This window comes from Nocardia sp. NPDC004718 (assembly GCF_053601535.1).
The window spans coordinates 167,753-189,416 of the sequence record NZ_JBSGCA010000002.1 but is presented as its reverse complement, the minus strand read 5'-3'; the positions used below and the strand labels follow the sequence as shown (position 1 = coordinate 189,416).

The following is a 21,664-nucleotide window of genomic DNA, read 5'->3' as shown; positions in this document are numbered from 1 at the left end:
CCCGCTCCACGGAGCTGTCGTCGCCGAACGAACTCGCCCTTCTGTGTGCAAGGCGAGCTTTTCTTCGTAGTCGTCCGGACTCCCCATCCGTTTCACTCCACGGATGGGGAGCCGCGACGGAACCTAAGATGCGCCGGGAAGTCTCCGCACGCCCGCGCAGACCTCGGCGGCCAGGTCGTCGTAGCCGACGGCCAGTTCGGCCAAGCGCTGCCAGGCGTCCCACAGATCCCATTCCGAACTGCTGGCCAGCGCCGCGTAGGCGTTCGCGGTGAACTGGGCCAGGCGATCGATCACGGCGCCGACGGTCTCGGTGTGCACGTGCGCCGCGCCGTGGGCGGGCGGCAATTGCGTGGTGATCCAGCGATCGATGTCGTGAATCAGGCTCGCACGCAACGCGTCTATCTCGCCGAGTGATTCGTGTCCCGCGCTGAGCCTGCGTTCGTGCAACGTGGTGAGTTCGTGTGCGCAGCGCAGCATCGGGTTGCTCTCGTGCATCTCGCCTCGGCACGCTTGCAGCACTTGATGTTTCGCCGGAAGCACCGCCCCGGTGGTCATCGCCCGGCCGTTCTCGTGCAGGACCGTACAGTGTCGACGATGGACGAGCCGGAGGGACGGAAGCCGTTCTCGGGGGCCACGATCCAGTGCCGATAGTCGGCGTCGGCCACGGCGGGAGACGGCAGTGCGATCTCACCGCCGGAGGGCACGATGGAGACGTTGAGACGGAACAGTTCCGCGAACAGCCGGACGTCGTCGGGTAAGTCGGGGCGGGTGAGAAAGGTCCACCGTTTGGACCGGACGTGAGAAACAATCGGGCCCAACGCTATTCGGCGATGGGTGAGATCGTCGCGAACTTTCTGCCCCAACGCGGCGGGCATCGTGATCGCGCCGACGAATCCGGCGCGGAGGACGATTCGGCCTATCTCCGGATGGACTCCGGCGGGCAGGTCGCAGGTGTGTCGATAGTAGGCGCATCGGGCGGTCGGGGTATCCGCCAACGCCAGTTGGTCCATGGGGCCCTCGGGTAGCATCGTGTGACTTTTTCCAAGCCGCCCGGACGGCGCTGCGGCACCAGTGCTTGTGATCCGGTTCATCGTGCGGGCGTTGTCTCAGTAGAGCACTCCATGGAGCGGATCAAACATTCCGTTCAATTAGTTCTCGAGAAATTCGTTCGCCCGCCGGTTACCAGAGGGTGCGGTTACCGGTAGAGTGCGCGGCGCTGCCCCGCGTTCAACTCGGCGTACGTAATTCCTGGTCAAACGACCTGTGAAGATGCGGGGCGAGAACGCGGGGAGTTTTGTTCATCGCCGTCGCTGAGGCGTGCGCTACCTTGCCGCAAATCGGTACCGCGACAGCGCGCCTCAGGGTGTCGTGCGGAAGTACAGCACGCGGTCGCCGTGCTCGGACAACGGCGTGTCGACACTGATCTGGCGCAGGCCGCAATCCGGCAGGTAGGTGAGGTTGGCGAACACCTTCGTGTTGCCGAAGGCCGCGCGCAGCTTACTCTCCGTCGCCCGGTCGGGGTTGTACAAGGCCAGCGTCTCGAAATCGAGTGGCGCGAGCGGTTTGTCGAGGGGAGCCTGCCCGGCCGGGCGGCCGAGCGCGGCGTACTGGGTGGCCGTACCGCGCTCGTACCAGCACAACTCGTAGGCCACGTCCTCCGTGACCGTGATCGCCGCGACCGGCCAGTCCTGGGAGAGACGCAGTGCCAGTGGATGTTTCCCCACCGGAGTGAGTTCCCAGTTCAGGCTCATGACCGTCACCCAGCCGCCGTAGGGCTGGTCGATCAGCACGATGTCGTCGCCGAGGGTGGCGGAGGTGTTCAGCTTCGGATCGCGGATCTTCCACTTCGACTCGGGCGTACCGAGATAGCTCTCGCGGTCGAGGGGATAGGCGTCGTCGACGGCGTAGGCCGCGATGATCGCGGCGCGCACCTGGGCGATGGCGTCCCGTTCCGGCAGGTAGACGCTGAGCGCGCCGAAGGTTGAGCCGATCTGGACGGGCGTCGACGGCTGATCCTGCTCGGTGCCCGGCGCGAGCGGACGCAGGCCAACCAGAGCCAGCTTCCAGTTGATCTCCTCGACGGTCGACAGGTCGCCGGAGGATTTGAACATGATCTGCTGCTGGGTGAGCCGTCCGGCTCCCTCCAGGGTGCGGCAGCCCAGTTCGACCAGCGCCCGGTGCGACTTGGGCGTGAGATCCAGGTCCTGGATGCCGCAGGCGCGCAACCGGATCGACATGCTGGTGGAGGTGAACGCGGCGTACCGCTCCCGGTACATGGCGATGGCCTGCTTGCGCGACCGGCCCACCATGAGCGTGCGCAGCAGCGTGCTCAGGCTGGCCAGGTACTTGCCGGACAACTCCGGGTTCGCCGCGGCCAGGCCGGCGCGGATGCGGGCCGCCTCCTCGGTCGCGGCCACGGCGGCGTCCTGGTCCAGCCTGCCCAGCCAGACACCGCACTTGGACAGGCCGTCGGCGCACGGGCCCGCGACTTCCGGATGCGCCCGCGCCACTTGCCGGTAGACGTCACAGGCGCGCCGGATCGTCGTGGTGGCCAGTTCCCTGCGCCCGCTGTGCCGTGCCGCCTGCTCGAAGGAGCGCAGCGCGTCGTTCAATTCCCCGGCCAGGCGGGCGGTGAGCACCTGGCCCCTGGACAGCAGGCGCAGGCGGATCGCCACCGCTTCTTCGGCGGGCGCCAGCGCTTCCCTCGTGCGGTCGCGCGTCGAGCCGTTGTTCTTGGTAGCGATCAGCCCCTTGGCGAGTTCGCCGAGCGAGGTGGCCAAGCGCAATTCGGATTCGACCGTCCGGTCGAGGGCCGCATACCGATCCGCCGCGATCTGACGCTCCATCGCGTCCAGATCCATCGCGCTCCTCGTTTCCAGCATGATCCTCCGCCAACGCGCGGCAACCGCGCAACACATTCTTCTGCGCACCGAGTTTGTCACGCTTGCCGCCCGCGCGCACCTGTATCCCGCCGGGTAGACCGGGTCGTTCGGCGGTCGGCGACCCGCGCGGCGGCCGACGCGGTGGCGGAAGGCATGATCGAGGGTTGTGCGAGCCCTTCTACAGCGCGTGAGATCGGCCCGGGTGACGGTCGACGAACAGGTCGTCGGAAGGATCGATCCGGTGGCCGACGGCCTCCCGCACGGCCTGGTCGCCCTGGTCGGCGTGACGCACTCCGACACGGAGGCGACCGCGCGGGCCTTGGCCGACAAGGTATGGCGGTTGCGCATCCTCGACGGGGAGCGCTCGGCCGCGGACCTGGGCGCGCCGATTCTGGTGGTCAGCCAGTTCACGCTGTACGCGGACACGAAGAAGGGCAGGCGTCCGTCGTGGTCGGCGGCCGCGCCCGGCGCTGTCGCCGAACCACTCGTCGAGCACTTCGCGGAGGCGTTGCGCGAACTCGGCGCAACCGTGGCCACCGGGCGGTTCGGCGCGCACATGCACATCGACCTGGTGAACGACGGTCCGGTCACCCTTATGGTGGAGCTGTGAGCTGTTGTCTTGCCCCGGAAATCGTAGGCTCCGAACGCATCTGGTGATCCGCGCCGCGCTCGACCTGGGCGCGGAGTCGGACCGCAGACATCGAGGAATTTCCGTTCACGTTGACGTCACCGGTGATCAGTTATCCGCTGTTGCCGTGGCGGGAAGGACTCGAGATCGAGATGGTGCACATTGCGCACCTGCCGCCCATCTGATCGGCTCGCCGTCGTGCGCCGGATCCTCCGGCGTGCGCGGAGCGGCTCGTGAGTGCGCGCCACGATCGCGCACAAGGTGTCCTGCGATATTCGGCTACACCGGGCTCGTCGCGCGGCGGCGGGCAGCCACGGACAGCGCGGATCGTTCAGTTGTCGCCGCGTGGGGATCAGTTGTTCGGCGGCGGTGGGCGCAAAAGCGCCGGCGCGGCTACTCGCCCGACAGCGGTGACCGGCACGGGAAGTGCGGGATACCAGGTATCGGCTCTTCGCTCGAACAGCGCCCGTGACGGGCCCAGCGCGAGCGGGCCCGCGATGCGCACCAAACGGAATCCCGCCGAACGGTAGTAGGCGTGCAGATCGGTATTGGTGGTCCACGCGTCGAGCCGGACCCAGGCGCGGCCCTGCGAGCGGGCGAGCAGTCCCGCGTGCGCCAGCAGGTGATGGCCCACGCGCCGGCCCGCGAAACGCAGATCCACGATCATGTAATGGGCGATCACCGCGTCGTCGAGTTCCCATCCCGACCACAGACCGGCGTCGGCGCGGTCGTTGACCGTGATCGTTCCCGCCGGTTCGCCCGCGACCTCGGCGATCCAGGTCTCGCCCGCGTCCAGCGACCGTCCCACAGCGCGAGCGAAGATCTCGATGGGCAGGCCGCGTCCGGCGACCGTCCACTGATCGGAGCCGCGTGCGGTGAGCCACGCCGTGCGCTGTACGCGCAGGCGGCAGATCATGCCGAGATCGCCCCATGTCGCCTGGCGCAGCGCGATCGTCATGGGCTAGGCCCGGCCGGTCCCGTGCGAATCGGCAAGCGTGGTCCGGATGACTGCGGTGCCTTCGGCGTCGCCGAGCTCGTAGGCGAGCCGATTGCCGGAGGCGAGCGAGCGTTGCCGCGTGGCACGGGTGACGCGCTCGTGGTTGGCGCCGATGCGCAGATGGTCGAGCAGGATGGTGCCGGTGGCGACGCCGAGCACCAAGGCTTCCTCCGCGGTGGCGGGCCGGGCGACGAGCGTGTCGCGGTGCGCGGTCTCGGCATGGCCGCGGTCGGCGAGGCGGCGGGTGGTGCCCTCCGGAATGTCGTGCGGTGAGTCGATTCCGGTGGCCTCGGCCAGGTCACGGGGATAGAAGCTGACCTCCCACGACCACGGCTCATGGTCGAGATACTGGACCACCGTCCTGGCCAGCACCCACGAATCCGGCGGTATACCCAACCAAGACGCGACTTCGGGGCTGGCGGGCTCCATCTTCGCGCTGAACTCCTTCGACGGCTCCCGGTGCGCGGCCCGCGCGATCTCCTCGAAGATGTCGTGCGGGGTCTGCGGCCGGTCGGGGCGGATGGAATCGGTGACAACGGATTCCAGGATTTCCTGGTTTCGAACGATCGTTCCGCGGGAAGTAGCTGTATAGACGAGATTTTCGGTTACCAGCACCTGGATCGCGTTGCGGGCCGTGGTAATCGAGACCTGCATTTGATCGGCAAGCTCCGAGTGACTGGGCAGTCGATCGCCCGGTTTCCATTTGGCTGCGCGGATCTCCTCGCGGAGGAGGTCTGCGATCCGGTGATACGTCGGACCGTCCGCCATCTTGCTCCTCGGTTGGTCATGCAGGTAACGAAGTGTACTCTCCGTGACTCCCTACGGCCCGTTAACGCTTGACAGGTGCCTTCAGAGGTTTATTGTAATGAAGTCCTGATCCGGTGTTGTGCGGCGATGACGGCGAGGCAACGTGGCAGGTTCGGATACAACGGTCGTAATGGCCCTCCCTGGCACACCTAGGTGTGTCGATCCTTCGGTGCGCTCTTCGGCACCGGGATTGCTTCCCACGTCCGACCTATTGGTTCGGGCGTGTCGCGGACACCGCGTGGTCGGTGGTCCGCTCTTGTGGTTCGCTCGTGATCTGGCAGTGCTACATGAGCGCCGCCTGGTCGGCCGCGGTGGTTCGGTGGACACCTCCGTGGCGGTGGTTCGCGAAATCGAGCGTCGTAGAGTCGAATTGGTGATGGCCATCGACGACTGGGTGATGCGAAGTGTGCCGCAGCATCGGCTCGGCGCCACTCTGCACACCGAAACGGTGGGTGCGGTGATCGATCGCCTCGCCGAGTCGTCGGTGCGCGCGCACCACGCGTTGATGACTCTGAACGCGCACGACGATTTGCTGCACAACGCGTGGCATCATCTCGCCGAACTCGCGGACGCCTATGACGATCTGGTGCGCGACGTCATGGCGGGCAGGCGGCGTCTGCCCGAGTGGTGAGCGGCTGATCCGTTCGCCCTCCGCCCCGCCGGGCCACCGCCCGGCGGGTGTCACGGGTGGTAACGACGGTGATCGGTGGCGAAGTCGTCCGCGACGGTCGCGGCCAGCTCGACGTAGGCCCGCTTGGTCTGCTTGTGCAAGCGGTGCAAATCGATTTCGGCGCCCTCGGACATGTGCGCGTCGAACGGGATGATGTGCACGGCGCGGCACCGGGACAGAAAGTACTCCCGTAGCTGCTGGATACCGACGTTCGGCGATCCGGCCCGCGGGGAGTTGATCACCACCACCGCGTTGCGCACCAAATGGTCGTGGCCGTGCAGCGACAACCAGTCCAATGTGGCTGCGGCACTGCGGGCTCCGTCGATCGCGGGGGAGGAGATCAGTACCAGCGAGTGCGCCAGGTCGAGTACACCGGACATGGCCGAATGCATGAGCCCGGTACCGCAGTCGGTGAGGATGATGTTGTAGAACCGCTGCAGGATTCGGGCGACGGCGCGGTACTCCTCTTCGCTGAACGCCTCCGACGCGGCCGGATCACGTTCGCTGGCAAGCACTTCCAGGCGGCTCGTCGCCTGCGAGGTGTGTCTGCGCACATCCGAATAGCGCTGGATGGTCGAATCGAGGAGTAGGTCGCGCACGGTGGACCTGGTCTGCAGGGGCACTCGTTGCGACAGCGTGCCGAAGTCCGGATTGGCGTCGACGGCGATCACCCGGTCGCCCCGGATCGAGGCGAAGGTGGAGCCGAGACCCATTGTGGTGGTGGTCTTTCCGACACCGCCCTTGAGCGACAGCACCGCGATCCGGTAGTCGCCGCGGACGGGCTGCCTGATCCGCGCGACCAGTTCCTGCAACCTGCGTTCCTCGGCGGACATACCCGGGTTGATCGCGCCGCCCGACACGTGGTGCACGGCCTTGCGCCACCCGGTTCCCGGAGCTTTCTTGGCCCGGCGCAGTGGCACGTCGTCGAGTGAAGGCTGCTGGAACGGGGCGCCCTGCTGTTGGGCGGGCGGCTGTGGGTAGCCGGGAGGCGTGCCCCACTGCGTGGCGGGGTGCCCAGTGGCCTGGTGCGGCGGCACGGAATGCGGTGATGCCGGACCGGATTCGGGCGCGGCAGCATTACGCCACTGGTCGATGGGTACCTGCGGCGCGCCGCCCGCTGCCTGGTCGCCCGCGGACTGCGTCGGGTGACCGCCGGGTACCCCGCCCGAGGCGTAGGGGTGCGGCTGTGGCGCGCCCGCGTAGTAAGCCGCATCCGAACGGGGCTGAGGTTGCGGCTGCTGCTCGGAGTTCGGCGCTTGTCCGACCGGCGGTTGGGACGCCGAAGGTTCGTTCGGCTCCGCGGACAGCCGGTGGCGTCCGCCACCGGCGACAGGCCGTGCCGCCGCCGGACCGATGCCGGTCGCGCCGACCCGGTTCGACGCCGGTGCGCTCGAGTCTCTTTGTACGTGAGTCGCATCGACCGACCCGGCCGAGTCGGGCTGCACGGGGGCCTCCGGCGCGGTACCGGATGCACTGTTGTGCGGCCGCTCGTGCGGCGCGGGCAGCGGTGGGAGTCGGCGCGGCGCGTCGGTCGCGGGCGCGTCGGCCTGCTCGGGCCGAGGAGCCGCGAGCCACGGCGGCGGACCATCAGGAATCACCGCTGTGGGAACGGGTGAGGCGGTCTGCGGGGCTTGCGCCGGATGCCCGGTAATGGGCGGAGTCCGGTGGGCATCGCTCGACGGCGTGATGTCGCCGGTGCCCGGCGTGGAGCCGTGCTCGGATCCAGCACCGGCCGACGTTGTCGCGGCCTGAGCCGCAGCCGCGCTCCGGTTCACCCCGGCAGTGGTGTTCTCGCTGTGCGGTTCGGCCGGGCTTGCGCCGGTGGATGACTTGCCGGTGTCGGCGCCGGTCGGCGGCGCTTCTCGGCTCTCGGCCTGCCGATCCGCGTCTGCTCTCCCGGAAACGGGATTTTCAGCGGAACGTGCCGCTGTCGGATCGCCGTACGGCTCCGCGTGCTCGCCCGCTGACGGCTCGGATCGCTCGCCGTGCGGTGACTGCGCATTTTCGCTCAGCGGGTCGGGGGCCTGCCACGCGCTGGATACCGGCGTGGCGGTCGGGGCCGACGGGTGTCCGCTCTGCCGTGCCGCGTGCTCCGGGCCGGTTACGGGCGAGGTTCCGCCGCTGGTCGGGCCTGCTGACGGTGGAGCGGATGGCACGCCGGTCGGTGCCTGAGCGTTCTGTCGCGCCGTGTGGTCGGCCGTGCTTCGGTCGGGAGTCGACGTCGCCGGGTCGACGGGCGGCTGCGGCGCGGGCTGTGCGCTGGTCGGCGTCGAGGAGTGTCCGCCCTGCCGCGCCTGCTGGTCCGGAGCGGACGGAGGCGCGGCGGGATATCCGCCTTGGGGCGGTTGCGCGGACGGTTGGCGGCCGGTCGATGTCGAGGTAGGCCAGGTCTGGTTCGGACCGGCGGGTGGGGTCTCGCGAGACTCGCCGCGCTGAGTCGCCTCGTTTCCGGTCGGGCTCGGACCCATCGGTGGGGTCCGATCGGTCGGAGCCGAGTTCGGCCACAGGTTCGGAGCCACGGCTGACAGGGCGGCATCGAGGCGAGGGTTGCCGGTGGACGGCCATCCGCCGTGCTGCGGCCCGAGCGGAGGTCGGCCGCCGACGGCCTGGCGGGGCGCGCTCCGGCCGTGCGACGACGGGGCATGCTCGTCGTTCCGGGGCGGAGCGGGCTGCTCGTCGGCTGGTTGCCGGGGCGGCGGTGGCGGGAGCTCCGGCGGGTCCGCCTGCTGGCGCGCCTGCTGCTCGTTCGACGCGGGCGGGTTCGCGGACCTGCTGCCCAGTGGCTGGAAACCGGGTGAGGGCTGCGACGGATTGCGCGTGGGCAGGCTGTGCTGCGGACCGCCGGTGCGTTCCGGCGGCGCTTGCCACGAACTGTCCTGCGCCGGTGGAGTGCGGTCGTAGCCGCGCTGCTGCCAGGACTCCTGCGGCTGCTGCTGGGATTCCTGTGGGTGGGGCCCGGACTCCGGCGGCTGCTGCCAGGCCTCGTATGGCTGTTGCCGGGGGGACTCTTGCGGGGGCTGCTGCCAGGATTCCTGTGGCTGTTGCCAGGACTCCTGCGGGTGCTGCCGTGAATCTTGCGGCTGCTGCTGTCGGGACTCCTGTGGCTGTTGCCAGGACTCTTGCGGTTGTTGCCAGGACTCGTGCGGTGGCCGAGCCGGTGCTTGCTCCTCCGGAACCGGCGCGGGCGCGCGACCCGCGGCGCCCTGCCGCTGTTCCTCCTCGGCATTCCCCTCGTGCTTGTCGCGACGCCAGCCCTTACGGCGCTTCTCCGGCCGTGCGGCATCCGGGCGTTCCGCCTCGGGCGCGCGGCTGCGCAAACGGCCGCGCCTGCGGCTGGAGGAGTCCTCGATGAGGTCGTCGTGCGGAAGGTTCTGTACCGGCGCTTCGTAGCCGCTCTGGCCGACGTCGCTTTCCGACAGCCACGGCGGCAGCATGGGCAGGCCGTCATTGCTACGGCTCACGACTGCGCCTCGCCGATGTTCGGCGTGCCGATCTCTCGCTCGCTGCGCTCGGTCACGACTGCCCTCGCTGCCCGCTCGGCTCGGTCGTGGCCAGGGACGCTCTGCCGTTGACTCGCTCGCTACGATTACACACGGCCTCGCCTCCCTGCCGCTCGCTTCGGCCGCGACCGAGAGCGCCTACGCCGGTGGCTCGCACGCTGCGCCGGCTCACGCGTCCCCCTCGATCCGTTCGACCCAAATACCTGGACAGCGGCCAGTTTACGCGACAACCCGGTGCCGTCGCGGCGCAGCGTCCGAGGCCCGCCACGAGTGGGAAGACGGCTGCGAAACCGCTGGCGACACGGGTATACAGGGAGGCATTTTTGCCCGATCCGGAACGGATCGGTAAGCTGGAGCGGCGGTGCACCTAGGCGCCGCCTGTTTGTGTGCGAGCGGTTCGCTCCGGCGACCGGTCTCATTCGAGCAGAACCAGCAAACAAACCAGGTTGAGCGTAACCGGGATCGCGGAGGACATGGCGAAGAAAGACGGGGCCATCGAGGTCGAGGGTCGAGTTGTCGAACCGCTGCCCAATGCGATGTTCCGGATCGAGCTCGAGAACGGACACAAGGTTCTCGCGCACATCAGCGGGAAGATGCGGCAGCACTACATTCGCATCCTCCCCGAGGACCGTGTGGTCGTCGAGCTCTCGCCCTACGACCTGTCGCGTGGCCGGATCGTATACCGCTACAAGTGATCGTGCCCGGCGCGATCGGCGTCGGTTGCGAGCCGGCAGTCCCGGCGTGAGCCGGGGCCGAGTCGAGAGACTCACACCAGAGCTTCCCCAGTCGCCGACTGGGGAAAAACTGTGTTCACACCCCTGTGAACCACAACAGATTGGACGGACGTGAAGGTTCAGCCGAGCGTCAAGAAGATCTGCGAGAAGTGCAAGGTGATCCGCCGTCACGGCCGGGTCATGGTGATCTGCGACAACCTGCGCCACAAGCAGCGCCAGGGCTGAGCGGAGGCGAGGGAGACCTCGCACCACCCGCCCGAGGCTTGCCGACGGCGAACGCTCGACGCGACACCAGCCAAGCACCGAACCGCAGTTCGGATTGGCAAGAAGAACTCCCAGCACCAGCCGCACGCTGCGGAAATCAGGGTTCGCCCTGGGCGTGCGCGCCTACCACCGGTTCGGAGGCCGGTGCCCCGCCAAGACGAGGGGACGGACAGGGAGCAGACCTCCGCAACGATTAAGGAAACTGCCAGATGGCACGTCTCATGGGCGTCGACCTCCCGCGCGAGAAGCGCATGGAGATCGCACTGACCTACATTTTCGGCATTGGCCGTACCCGCTCCAAAGAGATCCTGGAGGCCACCGGCGTCAGCCCGGACCTGCGTTCGAAGGATCTCAGCGACGACGATCTGACGAAGCTGCGTGACTACATCGAGGCTTCGGAGTTCAAGGTCGAGGGTGACCTGCGCCGCGAGGTGCAGGCCGATATTCGCCGCAAGATCGAGATCGGCTGCTACCAGGGCCTGCGCCACCGTCGTGGCCTGCCCGTGCGTGGCCAGCGCACCAAGACCAACGCGCGCACCCGCAAGGGCCCGAAGCGCACCGTCGCCGGCAAGAAGAAGTAGGGATAACCGATGCCTCCGAAGAGTCGGGCCGCGGGCCCGAAGAAGACCCAGAAGTCGCGTCGCAGGGACAAGAAGAACGTCCCGCACGGCAACGCGCACATCAAGAGCACGTTCAACAACACGATCGTGTCGATCACCGACCCGAACGGCAACGTCATCTCCTGGGCGTCGTCGGGTCACGTCGGCTTCAAGGGCTCGCGCAAGTCGACCCCGTTCGCCGCGCAGCTCGCCGCCGAGAACGCCGCGCGCAAGGCGCAGGAACACGGCGTCAAGAAGGTCGACGTGTTCGTGAAGGGCCCCGGTTCGGGCCGCGAGACCGCGATCCGCTCGCTGCAGGCCGCCGGCCTCGAGGTGGGCACGATTTCCGATGTCACCCCGCAGCCGCACAACGGCTGCCGTCCGCCCAAGCGGCGTCGCGTCTAGCGGGAAAGGAATAACGAACAATGGCTCGTTACACAGGCCCTATCACCCGCAAGTCGCGTCGTCTGCGCGTCGACCTCGTCGGCGGCGACCAGGCGTTCGAGCGTCGCCCCTACCCGCCCGGCCAGCACGGCCGCGCGCGGATCAAGGAGAGCGAGTACCTGCTCCAGCTGCAGGAGAAGCAGAAGGCCCGCTTCTCCTACGGCGTCATGGAGAAGCAGTTCCGCCGGTACTACGAAGAGGCCAACCGCCTCAAGGGCAAGACCGGTGACAACCTGCTGCGTCTGCTCGAGACCCGCTTGGACAACGTCGTGTACCGCGCCGGTCTGGCCCGTACCCGCCGCCAGGCTCGCCAGCTGGTCTCGCACGGCCACTTCCTGGTGAACAACAAGAAGGTCGACGTTCCCAGCTTCCAGGTCACCCAGTACGACATCATCGATGTCAAGGAGAAGTCGCTGGGCACCCTGCCGTTCCAGGTGGCGCGTGAGACCATCGGCGACCGTCCGGTTCCGGGCTGGCTGCAGGTGCTCCCGGGCCGGCTGCGGATCCTGGTCCACCAGTTGCCCGAGCGCGCCCAGATCGATGTGCCGCTGCAGGAACAGCTGATCGTCGAGTACTACTCGAAGTAACACTCGGCACGACGTGCCGCTGGTGCGTGGCCGTCCCGATGGGCGGCCGGGCACAACCCCTGAGACGAGGCGTCAAATAGCGGGCGCCCAAAAAGGAGGATGATCCACATGCTGATTTCACAGCGTCCGACGCTGACCGAAGAGGTCGTCGCCGAGAACCGCTCGAAGTTCACCATCGAACCGCTCGAGCCGGGCTTCGGTTACACCCTCGGCAACTCGCTGCGGCGTACCCTGCTGTCCTCGATTCCGGGGGCGGCGGTCACGAGCATCCGCATCGACGGCGTCCTGCACGAGTTCACCACCGTTCCGGGCGTGAAGGAGGATGTCACCGACATCATCCTGAACCTCAAGGGCCTGGTCGTGTCCTCCGAGGAGGACGAGCCGGTCACGATGTACGTGCGCAAGCAGGGCCCGGGCACCGTCACCGCCGGTGACATCGTCCCGCCCAGCGGCGTGGTGGTGCACAACCCGGACATGCACATCGCGACCCTGAACGACAAGGGCAAGCTGGAGATCGAGCTCGTCGTCGAGCGCGGTCGCGGCTACGTCCCGGCCGTGCAGAACAAGGCGTCCGGCGCCGAAATCGGCCGGATTCCGGTGGATTCGATCTACTCGCCGGTGCTGAAGGTGACCTACAAGGTCGAGGCGACCCGCGTCGAGCAGCGCACCGACTTCGACCGGCTCATCCTGGACGTGGAGACCAAGAACTCCATCAGCGCGCGGGACGCGCTCGCCTCGGCGGGCAAGACCCTGGTCGAGCTCTTCGGCCTGGCCCGTGAGCTGAACGTCGAAGCGGAGGGCATCGAGATCGGCCCCTCGCCGGCCGAGGCGGATCACATCGCCTCGTTCGGTCTGCCGATCGAGGATCTGGACCTCACCGTCCGGTCCTACAACTGCCTCAAGCGCGAGGGTGTGCACACCGTGGGCGAGCTGGTCGCCCGCACCGAGTCGGATCTGCTGGACATTCGCAACTTCGGTCAGAAGTCCATCGACGAGGTCAAGGTCAAGCTGCACGCGCTCGGCCTCTCGCTGAAGGACAGCCCCGCGTCGTTCGATCCGTCCAGCGTGGTCGGCTACGACGCGAGCACCGGCACGTGGAGCGACAGCGGCACGTTCAGCGACACCGACGGCGGCGAGCAGGACTACGCCGAGACCGAACAGCTCTAGGCCGCCGGGGTAGGCGCCCCGGCCCGGCCTCATACAAGGAGAACACCACAATGCCCAAGCCCAAGAAGGGTGCCCGCTTCGGCGGGTCGGCGTCGCACCAGAAGGCGATCTTCGCCAATCTGGCCACGGCGCTCTTCGAGCACGGCCGGATCACCACCACCGAGGCCAAGGCCAAGGCCGTGCGTCCCTACGCGGAGAAGCTGATCACCAAGGCGAAGGGCGGCACCCTGGCCGATCGTCGCGAGGTGCTGAAGGTGATCCGCAACAAGGATGTCGTGCACGAGCTCTTCGCGCAGATCGGCCCGTCGTTCGAGGGGCGCGAGGGTGGCTACACCCGCATCACCAAGACGCTGCCGCGCAAGGGTGACAACGCGCCGATGGCGATCATCGAGCTGGTTCGCGAGAAGACCGTGACCAACGAGGCCGATCGCGCCCGTCGCGTGGCCGCCTCGAAGAAGGCGGAGGAGGCTCCGGCCGCCGAGGTCGTCGAGGAGGAGGCCGACGAGGCCGTCGCCGAGACCGCCGAGGCTCCGGCTGCCGACGAGGCCGCCGAGGACAAGAAGGACGCCTGACGCTTCGCGTCGGAGTTCGCGCACGAGCCCGCCACCCGCACTGGGTCGGCGGGCTCGTTCGTTTCGACCAGAGGATCATGTGACCGTGGAGGAATCGGTGGGATCGATGTCGGATCGACCGGGCGAGGACGCACCGGGCGCGCCCGGTATCGACGTGCCACGTACCCGGGTCCGGCTGGACATCGCCTACGACGGAACGGATTTCGTCGGCTGGGCGCGTCAGCCTGGTCTGCGCACCGTGCAGGGGGTGCTGGAGGACGCGCTGAGCAAGGTGTTCCGCGAGCCGATCCAGCTGACCGTGGCGGGCCGTACGGATGCGGGCGTGCACGCCGAGGGGCAGGTCGCGCATTTCGAAACCGCCGGTGAACTGGACGCGGCGAAACTGGTGCACCGGATGGCGCGCTTCCTGCCGAAGGACGTGCGGATCAGGCACGCGCGCCCGGCCGCACCGGAGTTCGACGCCCGGTTCTCCGCCATCCGCCGACATTACGCCTATCGGCTGACCACCGCGCCGTACGGCGCGGAGCCGCTCCAAGCCCGCAGCGTGGTGGCCTGCCGATCCGACGTCGATGTCGACGCGATGCGGGCGGCTTCGCGAAAGCTGCTCGGGCTGCACAACTTCGCCGCATTCTGCCGCCGCAGGGAGGGTGCGACGACGGTACGGGAGTTGCAGCGGTTCGACTGGGTGCGCGATGGCGACCTGCTGATCGCGTACGTCAGCGCGGACGCGTTCTGCTGGTCGATGGTCCGCAGTCTGGTCGGTGCGGTCCTGGCCGTCGGCGAAGGGCGGCGGACGCCGGAATGGGTGGCCGATCTGTTGCGGGAGACCGAGCGCTCCAGTTCGGTCACCGTCGCTCCCGCACATGGTTTGAGCTTGATAGGCGTGGACTACCCGGCCGATGAGGAACTCGCGGTCCGTAACGCGCAGACGCGGGAGATGCGGTCGGTTCCGGTATCTGGCGGAGGCTGCTGCGGCGAGTGAGAATGTCCGCGCGCTACCCGCACCCGCGCTCGGGTGCGGGTAGCGAACGCGGTCACTTCGATGACTGCGGGTATTGCTGCTGCGACTGTGCCGACTGCTGAGTCTGCTCCTGCTGCGCCGGCGACATCGGTGTGGACCGGCCGGATTGCGCTTCGATGGTCCTCGGTTCTTGGGACGCTCCGGAAATCTGGATGCGGCGCGGCTTCGCGCGCTCCGCGATGGGGATCGTCACCGACAGCACGCCGTTGTTGTAGGTCGCGCTGATGTTGTCGACGTCGACATTCTCGCCGAGGGAAACCTGGCGCATGAAGGTGCCCGCGAAACGTTCCGAGGCGATCCACTGGACGCCTTCTTCGCTCGGCACGGTGCGTTGCGCCCGCAAGGTGAGCGTGCCGTTGTCGACGCTCACGTCGATCGAGCCGGGGTCGACGCCGGGCAGGTCCGCGTTCAGGACGTAGTGATCTCCCGCTTTGAACAGATCCATCGGCATGAATCGCGGTGCGCGACCGGTTCCGGCGGTCTCACCGAGCAGTTGGCGGGCAACGGTGTCGATGTCGTGGAACGGATCGAATCGAAGCACAGCAATCACCTCCATCTCCTAGTGGTGGCGCCGGCCAGGCGGCGGGCGTCGATAGCTGTGCAATAGCCACAGTAGCCCTCGGTAATCGGGACGGCATCGACCCGACGGGGCCGTCCCGGCAGTGGATGGGCCCGGCCGGAATAGCGCCCTCCGGGCGTGTGTTGGGTCGGAACATGGCATTCGACAGTCTCGGACGATTCGGAGTGTGGCGGGCGTACAACGGGTTCAGCCCGGAAGACGCGCGAGAATTGGAGCGGCTCGGGTACGGCGCGCTCTGGTTGGGGGCTTCGCCTCCGGCGGATCTGGCGACGGTCGAACCGCTGCTGGAGGCGACCGAAACGATCACCGTCGCCACCAGCATCGTGAACATCTGGGCGGCGCCCGCGAAGGAGGTGGCCGACTCGTTCCACCGGATCGAGGCCCGCTTCCCGGGTCGGTTCCTGCTCGGCATCGGTGCGGGACACCCGGAGCACACCGGTGAGTACCGCAAGCCATACGACGCGCTGGTCGAGTATCTCGACGACCTCGACGCCGCGGGAGTACCCGCCGAACGTCGCGCGGTGGCCGCACTCGGCCCGCGCGTGCTGAAGCTGGCCGCCGAGCGGTCGCTGGGCGCGCTGCCGTATTTCGTGCCCGCGGCGCACACCGCGAAGGCCCGCGAGATCGTCGGCCCGGACGCGCTGCTGGCGACCGAGCACAAGGTGGTGCTGACCGACGACGCCCGCGCGGCGCACGCGGTCGCCGACGAGACCGTCCAGTTCTACATAGGCCTGACCAACTACGCGTCGAACCTGCGCCGATTCGGTTTCACCGACGCCGACCTCACCGTGCCGCCGAGTGAGGCGCTGTTCGACGCCGTCATCGCGCACGGCACGCCGGAGCGGATCGCCGCCCAGCTGTACGAACACGTCGACGCCGGCGCCGACCATGTCGCGGTGCAGATTCTCGGCGACAACTACCTCCCGGCGCTGCGCACCCTCGCTCCGCTGCTCACCGGGCGATCCTGACCGCCCGTTCTCGTCTCGGGCCCTCGGCGCTGCGCACCTTTGCTGCGCTGTTGGACCGCGGGACCCTGACCGCCCGTGTGGTCTGCGGCCCCCGGTGCTGCGCACCTTTGCTGCGCTGTTGACCGCGGGATCCCGACCGCCCATCTCGTCTCCGGCCCCCGGCGCTGCGCCGGGGGCCGGTTTTGTTTCCGGCGATCGTCCTAAGGGACTGTTAGGAAGCTTCGAGAGCCATTTCGCGCGCGTGTGACTGTCGACACACTGATCTGCGACGACGTGATGAGGCGTCGGAGAAGGAGATGTTGTGACTACGACACAGCCCGTCGGCGAGCGCCGGGTGGTCGCGAATGTTCTGCGCGGATCCATCGGCAATCTCGTCGAGTGGTACGACTGGTATGTCTACGCCGCGTTCAGCGTGTACTTCGCGAAGACGTTCTTCCCCAAGGACGATCCGACCGCCCAACTGTTGTCCACCGCCGCCGTGTTCGCGGTCGGCTTCCTGATGCGCCCGATCGGCGGGTGGGCGCTGGGCCGGTACGCCGACCGGTTCGGCAGGCGCTCGGCCCTGACCCTATCGGTGACCGTGATGGCCGCCGGTTCGCTGATGATCGCGGCGACGCCGGGTTACCAGACCATCGGCTTGGCCGCTCCGGCTCTGTTGCTGGTCGCCCGGCTGCTGCAGGGGTTGTCGGTCGGCGGTGAATACGCCACCAGTGCGACGTATCTGTCCGAGGTGGCCTCGGCGGGCAGGCGCGGGTTCTACTCGAGCTTCCAATACGTGACCCTGGTGGCTGGCCAGCTCGTCGCGCTCGGGGTGCAGATCGTACTGCAACAGTTCCTCGACACCGGCCAGATGAACGCCTGGGGCTGGCGGATCCCGTTCGTGATCGGCGCCGCCGGTGCGCTGATCGTGATGTGGTTGCGGCACGGCATGGACGAGTCCGAGCAGTTCCGCGCCGAATCCGGACAGCGGCCGAAGAAGACCGCGACCGACGCGGCGACGGCCGCCGAGGTGCGGGAATCGCGCGGTTCCCTGCGGATCCTGTTGCAGTACCCCCGAGAATGTCTGCTGGTCGTCGGGTTGACGCTGGGCGGAACGGTCGCGTTCTACACGTACACGACCTACATGCAGAAGTTCATGATCAACACCTCCGGCATCTCCAAGTCGACCGTGGCGTGGATCAACTTCATCGCGCTGCTGGTCTTCGTGGTGCTGCAACCGCTGGCGGGGGCGCTGTCGGACCGGATCGGCCGACGCAAGCTGCTCATCTTCTTCGGCGTGGCGGGCACCTTGCTGACCGTGCCGATCATGACGGTGCTCGCGCGTACCACCAATCCGGTCGCCGCGTGGGGCCTGATGATGGCGGCGCTGGTGATCATCACGGGATACACCTCGATCAACGCGATCGTGAAGGCCGAACTGTTCCCGACGAAGATTCGCGCGCTGGGCGTAGGGCTGCCCTATGCCTTGACCGTCGCGATCTTCGGCGGCACCGCCGAGACGATCGCGCTCGCGCTGAAGAAGGGCGGCCACGAGTCGCTGTACTTCTGGTATGTCGCAGGATGCATCGCCGTCTCGCTGATCACCTACTACTTCATGCGGGAGACCTCGGCCTCGTCGGCGATCGACGCGGCCGAGCCCGCCGCGAGCGCAGGCACCGGGTCCGGCGCCGCGGGGGCCGAGCCGGGTCGGCCGATGGCCACCGTGCGTGACTGACCGACCGGCACACGCGCCGGTCCGCCCACGGTGGGAGGATCGGCGCGTGCGGCTTGCGGTGGTCGAGGACGACGACGGCGTGGGAGACGCGCTGGTCGAGGCGCTCAACGCCCGCGGTTACCGCGCCGAACGCAAGCGCCGCGGCGCGGATCTGCTGATCGCGCACCGCGACTACGACGCGGTGATCCTCGACCTCGGACTGCCCGACGGCGACGGGCTGCAGGTGCTGCGGCGACTGCGCGAGGTGAGTTCGGTTCCGGTGCTGATCCTGACCGCGCGCAGTGACGAACGCTCGATCGTGCGGGGCTTGCGCGGTGGCGCCGACGACTACCTGGTGAAGCCGCCGCGCATCGCGGAACTCGTCGCCCGGCTGGAGACGGTCACCAGGCGGGCGGCCGCGGCGGCGCGACAGGCGCAGTCGGTGATCGTCACCGGTGACGTGCGGGTCGATCTCGGCGCCCGCGTCGTCGAGGTGGCCGGGGAGCCGGTGTCGCTGACGCAGAAGGAATTCGAGTTGGTCGAGGCGCTGGTGGAACGGCCGGGGGCCGCGGTGAGCCGTCAGCAGTTGATGGACCGCATCTGGGGTGACGCGTTCGTCGCGGTCTCGCGTTCGCTGGACGTGCACATGACCGGCTTGCGGGCGAAACTCAACCGGCCCGGCCTGATCACCACCATCCGCGGGTACGGGTACCGGTGGGGGCAGTGAGCGCGGTCCGGCGGTCCGGAGGTGTGCCATGCGGCGTCGCTTGCTGGTCGCGCTGACACTGTTCGCGGCCATCGCGGTGCTGGCGTTCGCGGTCCCGCTGTCGCTGACGATCGCCACCAGCCGCACCCAGCAGTTGGTGCTCGCGCGCTCGGGGGACGCCGACCGCTTCGCCACCCTCGCCGACAACGCGGTCACCGCGGGGGACAGCCGTGCGCTGGCCGACGAGGTGCTGCGCTATCACGAGCTGTACGGCGAGAACGTGCTCGTGGTCGACGCCAGGGGTGCGCCGACGGTGAACGCGGGCGCGGACATGGGCGATCCCGGCATCGTCGCGGCGGTGGCGGCCGCGCGCCGCAATCAGCGTCCGCACGCGGTGGACAAGCTGACGCCGTGGGGCGCGCCGAGCATGCTGGTCGCGCGTCCGGTCGGCACCGGCGTGCAGGTGAACGGGGCCGTGGTGATCGAGGCGTCGACGGCCCGCGCCCGCGGTGACATCGCGCGGGACTGGGCGGTGATCGTGCTCGGCGGCGTGGTCGCGATGGCGCTGTTCGTGCTGCTGGCGGTGACGATCGGCCGCTGGGTGCTGCGGCCGCTCGCGGCGCTGTCGCACGGTGTGGCGGAGTTGACCGCGACGCTGCCCAAGCCGCGTGCCGACACCGTCGCGCCGGTATCGATCGCGGGCCGCTACGGCGGGCCGCCGGAGATGCGGGCGCTGGCCGAGTCGTTCGACGCGATGGCGCTGGCCGTGGCCGATTCGGCGGACGCGCAGCGCCAGCTGGTCGCCGACACCGCACACGCGATGCGCAATCCACTGGCCGCTCTGACCATCCGCCTCGATTCCCTGGAACCAGCGATCCCGGCGAGTGCGGCGAGCATCTTCCACAACGCGGGCGCCGAGGTCGAGCGGCTCACCGCGTTGCTCGACGGCCTGCTCAGCCTGGCCGTCGCCGAGACCCCGGCGGCATTCGACGTCGCCCGCACAGCCGAGGGCGACGACCAGTGCGACGCCGTGCAAGTGATCGCCGACCGATTCGACGCCTGGTGCTCGGCATTCGAGGCGGCCGGACAGCAATTGCGCGTGGCGGCCGTGGCCGGGCACGCCGACGTCGCGGTCCCGGCCGACGTTCTCGCGCAGATGCTCGACGTACCGCTGAGCAACGCGACACGCTATGCGGGCGCGGGCGCGCACATCGATCTGGTCGTCGCGACCGAGCCGGGCTGGGTCACGGTGACCGTCCGCGACGACGGCAGCGGTGTTCCTCCCGCTGAGCTCGACAAGCTGACCACCCGTTTCTTCCGCGGCTCGGCCGCGGGGGCCGGTGGCTCCGGGCTGGGCCTGCCGATCGCCGCCGCATTGGCGCAGGCGCGCGGCGGCGTGCTCACCGTGGCCGCGGTGCGTCCGCATGGTCTGGCGGTCTCGGTGCGCCTGCCCGCGGCGGAGGCCCGATGACCGGCCGGGAGCCGATCGTCCGGCGCGGCGTCGGTCGGCGCGGTTTCCTCGCGTTGGCCGTCGCGGCGGGTCTCGCGGGGTGCGGGCGAGGCGGCCGGGGCGCCACTGCGCGGCTGGCGTCCGGCGAGGTCGGCGGCTTCTATCACGCCTTCGCGGGGTTGCTCGGCCTGGCCGCCGAGGACGTCGGGGAGGTGCGGATCGAGCGGGTCACCACCTCGGGTTCGCAGGACAATCTGGCGTTGCTGGCGCGCGGTGAGGTCGATGCCGCGCTCGCTCTCGCCGATTCGGTGCGCGACAGCGCCGATCAGGTGTTCGCGCTGGGCCGGGTCTACGAGAACTACCTGCAGTTGGTCGTGCGCGCGGACAGCCCGATCGGTTCGGTCGCGGATCTGCGTGGAACGCGGGTGAGCCTGGGCGCGGAGGGATCGGGCGCGGCCTTGACCGGCGAACGGATATTGCGCGTCGCGGGGCTCGACCCGAGCGCCGACGTGGTGATCGCCCATCGCCCCTTGGCGCAGGCGGTGGCCGCTCTGACCGCGGGCGACGCGGACGCGCTGTTGTGGGCGGGCGGCGTGCCGACGGCACGGCTCGCGGTGCCGAGCCGGATGCGGCTCGTGGACATGGGCGAACTGGCCGCGCCGATGCGGGACGGGTTCGGGCCGGTATACGACCGGGTGGCGATCCCCGCGGATGCCTATCCGGGCGGGGTCTCGGTGCACACCATCGGGGTGGCGAATCTCTTGCTGGCCGCGGGCACTATGTCCGAGGAGGTGGCCGCGGCCATCGTCGAACTACTGGTGTGGCACGCCGACGCGCTGGTGCCCACCGAGGCGGCGGGCACCCAATTCCTCGACGGCCGGTCGCTGATCAGTACCGGCCCGATCCCGCTGCACCCAGGAGCTGCCGCGGTCTATCGCCGCTGGCACGGATAGTTCCGTCAGGACCTGACCAAGCGGGCGATGGCGTCGGTCGCTTCCTTGATCTTGGCCTCGGCCTCCGGGCCACCCGCGACGGCCGCGTCCACGACGCAGTGGCTGATGTGATCCTCCAGCAGGCCCATCGCGACCGCTTGCAGGGCTTTGGTCATGGCGGACACCTGAGTGAGGATGTCGATGCAGTACTTCTCCTCCTCGACCATCCGCTGCAGACCGCGCGCTTGACCCTCGATGCGCCGCAGCCGCTTGAGGTAGTCGTCCTTGGCGGTGATGTAGCCGTGCGCGGCGTGGTCGGCCGCCGTGGGGTCGTGGGGGGAAGCTGCCACCGATATCTCCTCGCTGCCTGCCGGTCGCCGGAACCGGATCAATACCCCCCTAGGGTACAGCTCCGGGGGCATCTTGTCAGGTCGGGCCACCTGGTGCGGCAGACCCCGCTCGG

22 protein-coding genes and 1 pseudogene are annotated in these 21,664 nt (G+C 68.7%); 15 read left to right on the top strand and 8 right to left on the bottom strand.

Annotation, left to right across the window (positions count from 1 at the left end; translation table 11 throughout):
- Window positions 1-123 precede the first annotated feature (123 nt).
- The 3 genes from ACWEH3_RS02960 to ACWEH3_RS02950 form a co-directional block, all read right to left on the bottom strand.
- Window positions 124-555, bottom strand: coding sequence for a DUF4254 domain-containing protein (locus ACWEH3_RS02960; RefSeq protein ID WP_450015057.1), 432 nt, complete (start codon window positions 553-555; stop codon window positions 124-126).
- Window positions 552-1,010 carry a DNA-directed RNA polymerase subunit beta gene (locus ACWEH3_RS02955; protein WP_450015058.1) on the bottom strand — a complete coding sequence of 153 codons (459 nt, stop codon included), beginning with the start codon at window positions 1,008-1,010 and terminating at the stop codon, window positions 552-554. The genes ACWEH3_RS02960 and ACWEH3_RS02955 overlap by 4 nt, the downstream gene beginning before the upstream one ends.
- Window positions 1,011-1,358: 348 nt before the next feature.
- On the bottom strand, window positions 1,359-2,882 hold the full coding sequence (locus ACWEH3_RS02950; protein WP_450015059.1) for a hypothetical protein: 1,524 nt from the start codon (window positions 2,880-2,882) through the stop codon (window positions 1,359-1,361).
- Between the two features lie 166 nt (window positions 2,883-3,048).
- Here ACWEH3_RS02950 and dtd point away from each other — a divergent pair, with 166 nt between their 5' ends.
- Window positions 3,049-3,492, top strand: a complete 444-nt coding sequence (gene dtd, locus ACWEH3_RS02945; RefSeq protein ID WP_450015060.1) for a D-aminoacyl-tRNA deacylase — start codon at window positions 3,049-3,051, stop codon at window positions 3,490-3,492.
- 370 nt (window positions 3,493-3,862) lie between these two features.
- On the opposite strand, the gene ACWEH3_RS02940 is transcribed toward dtd, so the two are convergent.
- Both ACWEH3_RS02940 and ACWEH3_RS02935 read right to left on the bottom strand, forming a co-directional pair.
- The gene (locus ACWEH3_RS02940; RefSeq protein WP_450015061.1) at window positions 3,863-4,468 is read right to left on the bottom strand and encodes a GNAT family N-acetyltransferase; all 606 of its coding nucleotides are present in this window, start codon (window positions 4,466-4,468) and stop codon (window positions 3,863-3,865) included.
- Window positions 4,469-4,471: 3 nt separating this feature from the next.
- Window positions 4,472-5,275 carry a GntR family transcriptional regulator gene (locus tag ACWEH3_RS02935; protein ID WP_355076198.1) on the bottom strand — a complete coding sequence of 268 codons (804 nt, stop codon included), beginning with the start codon at window positions 5,273-5,275 and terminating at the stop codon, window positions 4,472-4,474.
- A 358-nt stretch (window positions 5,276-5,633) separates the two neighbouring features.
- Here ACWEH3_RS02935 and ACWEH3_RS02930 point away from each other — a divergent pair, with 358 nt between their 5' ends.
- Entirely contained in the window at window positions 5,634-5,945 is a 312-nt protein-coding gene (locus ACWEH3_RS02930; RefSeq protein WP_355076200.1) for a DUF4254 domain-containing protein, read from the top strand.
- 50 nt (window positions 5,946-5,995) lie between these two features.
- Here ACWEH3_RS02930 and ACWEH3_RS02925 read toward each other — a convergent pair whose 3' ends face one another.
- Complete coding sequence (locus ACWEH3_RS02925) at window positions 5,996-9,445, bottom strand: nucleotide-binding protein (RefSeq protein ID WP_450015062.1); 3,450 nt, start codon at window positions 9,443-9,445, stop codon at window positions 5,996-5,998.
- 512 nt (window positions 9,446-9,957) lie between these two features.
- On the opposite strand from ACWEH3_RS02925, the gene infA reads away from it, so the two are divergent.
- From infA to truA, 8 genes are all read left to right on the top strand, one after another.
- A complete protein-coding gene (gene infA, locus ACWEH3_RS02920) occupies window positions 9,958-10,179 on the top strand; it encodes a translation initiation factor IF-1 (RefSeq protein WP_003418601.1) in 222 nt (73 codons plus the stop codon).
- 150 nt (window positions 10,180-10,329) lie between these two features.
- Window positions 10,330-10,443, top strand: a complete 114-nt coding sequence (rpmJ, locus tag ACWEH3_RS02915) for a 50S ribosomal protein L36 (RefSeq protein ID WP_011207363.1) — start codon at window positions 10,330-10,332, stop codon at window positions 10,441-10,443.
- Window positions 10,444-10,691: 248 nt separating this feature from the next.
- A complete protein-coding gene (rpsM, locus tag ACWEH3_RS02910; protein ID WP_039795645.1) occupies window positions 10,692-11,063 on the top strand; it encodes a 30S ribosomal protein S13 in 372 nt (123 codons plus the stop codon).
- A 9-nt stretch (window positions 11,064-11,072) separates the two neighbouring features.
- Window positions 11,073-11,486, top strand: coding sequence for a 30S ribosomal protein S11 (gene rpsK, locus ACWEH3_RS02905; RefSeq protein WP_039795647.1), 414 nt, complete (start codon window positions 11,073-11,075; stop codon window positions 11,484-11,486).
- Between the two features lie 20 nt (window positions 11,487-11,506).
- Entirely contained in the window at window positions 11,507-12,112 is a 606-nt protein-coding gene (gene rpsD / locus ACWEH3_RS02900; RefSeq protein WP_039795649.1) for a 30S ribosomal protein S4, read from the top strand.
- A 108-nt stretch (window positions 12,113-12,220) separates the two neighbouring features.
- Complete coding sequence (locus ACWEH3_RS02895; RefSeq protein ID WP_039796155.1) at window positions 12,221-13,279, top strand: DNA-directed RNA polymerase subunit alpha; 1,059 nt, start codon at window positions 12,221-12,223, stop codon at window positions 13,277-13,279.
- Window positions 13,280-13,329: 50 nt separating this feature from the next.
- The gene (gene rplQ, locus ACWEH3_RS02890; RefSeq protein WP_450015063.1) at window positions 13,330-13,851 is read left to right on the top strand and encodes a 50S ribosomal protein L17; all 522 of its coding nucleotides are present in this window, start codon (window positions 13,330-13,332) and stop codon (window positions 13,849-13,851) included.
- A gap of 106 nt (window positions 13,852-13,957) precedes the next feature.
- Complete coding sequence (truA, locus tag ACWEH3_RS02885) at window positions 13,958-14,833, top strand: tRNA pseudouridine(38-40) synthase TruA (RefSeq protein ID WP_450015064.1); 876 nt, start codon at window positions 13,958-13,960, stop codon at window positions 14,831-14,833.
- A 142-nt stretch (window positions 14,834-14,975) separates the two neighbouring features.
- Here truA and ACWEH3_RS02880 read toward each other — a convergent pair.
- Window positions 14,976-15,413 (bottom strand): annotated as a pseudogene (locus ACWEH3_RS02880) (Hsp20/alpha crystallin family protein); the annotation flags it as partial.
- A gap of 173 nt (window positions 15,414-15,586) precedes the next feature.
- On the opposite strand from ACWEH3_RS02880, the gene ACWEH3_RS02875 reads away from it, so the two are divergent.
- The 5 genes from ACWEH3_RS02875 to ACWEH3_RS02855 all read left to right on the top strand — a co-directional run bounded on the left by ACWEH3_RS02875 (window position 15,587) and on the right by ACWEH3_RS02855 (window position 21,222).
- Window positions 15,587-16,420, top strand: coding sequence for an LLM class F420-dependent oxidoreductase (locus ACWEH3_RS02875; protein WP_450015065.1), 834 nt, complete (start codon window positions 15,587-15,589; stop codon window positions 16,418-16,420).
- A gap of 301 nt (window positions 16,421-16,721) precedes the next feature.
- The gene (locus ACWEH3_RS02870; protein ID WP_450015066.1) at window positions 16,722-18,134 is read left to right on the top strand and encodes an MFS transporter; all 1,413 of its coding nucleotides are present in this window, start codon (window positions 16,722-16,724) and stop codon (window positions 18,132-18,134) included.
- A gap of 46 nt (window positions 18,135-18,180) precedes the next feature.
- A complete protein-coding gene (locus ACWEH3_RS02865; RefSeq protein WP_195084845.1) occupies window positions 18,181-18,840 on the top strand; it encodes a response regulator transcription factor in 660 nt (219 codons plus the stop codon).
- A gap of 28 nt (window positions 18,841-18,868) precedes the next feature.
- Window positions 18,869-20,290, top strand: a complete 1,422-nt coding sequence (locus ACWEH3_RS02860; RefSeq protein WP_450015067.1) for a sensor histidine kinase — start codon at window positions 18,869-18,871, stop codon at window positions 20,288-20,290.
- On the top strand, window positions 20,287-21,222 hold the full coding sequence (locus ACWEH3_RS02855; RefSeq protein WP_450015068.1) for a TAXI family TRAP transporter solute-binding subunit: 936 nt from the start codon (window positions 20,287-20,289) through the stop codon (window positions 21,220-21,222). The genes ACWEH3_RS02860 and ACWEH3_RS02855 overlap by 4 nt, the downstream gene beginning before the upstream one ends.
- A 5-nt stretch (window positions 21,223-21,227) precedes the next feature.
- Here the strand turns inward: ACWEH3_RS02855 and ACWEH3_RS02850 are convergent, their stop codons facing one another.
- Window positions 21,228-21,551, bottom strand: coding sequence for a metal-sensitive transcriptional regulator (locus ACWEH3_RS02850; RefSeq protein ID WP_450015069.1), 324 nt, complete (start codon window positions 21,549-21,551; stop codon window positions 21,228-21,230).
- Between the last annotated feature and the right edge of the window lie 113 nt (window positions 21,552-21,664).